A 2108-nucleotide genomic window follows, 5' to 3' on the forward strand; every position below is an offset into this window, starting at 1 on the left:
AGGTTCCGGTCGCGCCCAGGGACACCTTGCGGATGGTCACCGTGGCCGAGGCGGAATTCGTGAACACGCACTGCAGCGACTTGCCCAGCTGCACGCTGGCCGCGGGAATGGTGTAGGTGCGCCCGCTCGCGCCGGTGCCCAGGCTGCCGACCGGCACCCCGGCGTCGGTACAGCTCGCCCCTGTCAAGTGCCAGCCCGGTACCGCGGGTTCGGTGATGCTGATGACCTTGTTGCTCACGCTGGCGCTGAAGGCCTGCACGCCCGCCGCGGCCGTGTTGCCGTCCACCTGCGCCGGCGTGCCGACAGCAAGAGTGCTGACCGTGCCGCTGGCCTGCGTGGTGTTCGTCAGGTTGAAGCCGAAGGGTCCACCGGCGCCGTTGAGCGTGGTTTTCTGCAGATTGATCGTCGCGGGCGCGCACAACGCGCTGGTGGTGGCCTGGGCCAGGAAGCCCTGGGCTCCCGCGCCGCTCTTGATGTGGACGATCACCGTGTTGGAACCGGTCTGCCAGTTGCTCACCAGGTTGGTGGTGGCCGCGGCACCCGCGACAAAGCCGGCGTAGAAGTACGGATTGGTGGGGGCCTGCGGCACGCCCGGAACGCTCTGCAGCACGCCGTTGACATAGATGGCCGCCACCGAGTTGTCGGAATAGAAGTCCAGCTTCAGCGCAAAGGTCGCCGGATTGACCGACGGCGCCATGTTGAAAGTGAAGCGATGGTAGATGTCGACATTGCCGGTATGCGAGCCCGGGTATTGCGACACCCAATTGGCATTGCCGAACGGCGACGCGATCCAACTGGCGGGCGCCTTGTTTCCGACGTACGAGCGCGCCCATGCCGCCACACTGGCCGGACCGCCGGTCGCCGTGCCGATGCCCGATTCCCACACCGGGTCACGCCCGGTGGCCACCGGCGGCCCGACGGGACCGTCGAAGCCGGTATTGAACACCGCTGCGTTCGTCGAGCACATCACCGTCGGCGCAACGGGCGGCGGTGGTGTGCCCGTGTCGAGGGAATTTGTGAAGGTACAGACGATGTTGCTACCGGGCGCGGTGGCTGCCGCATCGAGGGTGAGCACACGCCCGTTGCGCGAGGCCGATCCGCCGGCGCCCAGGCCGGTGCACGAGGCATCGATCAGCGCGTAGCCCGCGGGCGGCGCGCCTTCGGTGATGGTGGTGGCGATATTCGCCGCGGTGAGCGTCTGCACCGCCGTTGCAACCGGCGTACCGGCCACGGTGGTCGTGATGTTCCGCGCCACCAGGCCGTTGCTTCCGGTGAAGCTGAACGTGCCGACCCCTCCGAGCGAGGTCTTGCGGATGGTCACGGTCGGCCGGCTGCCGAAGCGGTAGGGCTGCGGACTCGGCAGGTAGCTGTCTTCACCGACGCTGAAGTTGCCGCTCAGCACAGCGCCGCCGACCGTGACCTGCGTCGTGCTGTAGACCGCGGCCACGGTGCTGGTTGCCCTCACCTGGCACAGGCCTGCCGCCGTGGTGGTGCAGCTGCCGGCCGCGCCGACCGCGCCGCCGTTGAAGGCGACATTCGGCGTGGCGCCGAAGCTCACCACCGTGCCGGCCTGGACCGCGTTGCCGGAGGCATCGCGGATGAACGCTTCGAGCACGTCCTGCGCGGTGCCGTTGGCCAACTGGTTGTCGGTGACGATGCGCACGCCCGACTGCCCGCCGGCCGCGGGGCCGACCACGATGGTGGTCTGTGCGTTGGCGCAGCTCACCGCGCCGCTGGAGAAGCAGCCGGCGCCGGCTGCCGTAACCGGCAGGCCCGCGCCGCTCACGTTGGTGCTGGCGTAGTTGGTCAGCACGGTCCCCGTGTCGACGATCGGCGCGGTCGCGTTCAGGGTGAAGCCGCGCACGCCGGTGGTGGCCGGAATGCCGCCGGCGGGCAGCGTCATGGTGCAGTTGAGCAGCGCACCGGGAGCGCTCGGCAGCGTGCCGCAGCTCACCGACGTGACACCCGTGCCGGGCACCACCGAATTGGCCACCACGCCAGGCGGCAATTGCTCGCTCACCACGAGCGAAGTGCCGGTGGCCACCGGGCCGGTGTTGGCGAAGCTCAGGCCGTAGGTGATGCTGCCGCCGGCTCCGGCGGTCGCCGAC

The 2108-nt window shown here is 69.4% G+C and carries 1 protein-coding gene; it reads right to left on the reverse strand.

Annotated features, from left to right (window positions below):
* The coding region (locus tag AC1DOC_RS30805) for a prealbumin-like fold domain-containing protein (RefSeq protein ID WP_478131238.1) at positions 1-2108 on the reverse strand (2108 nt) is incomplete at both ends.

The organism is Variovorax sp. 01T439_2, assembly GCF_056398445.1.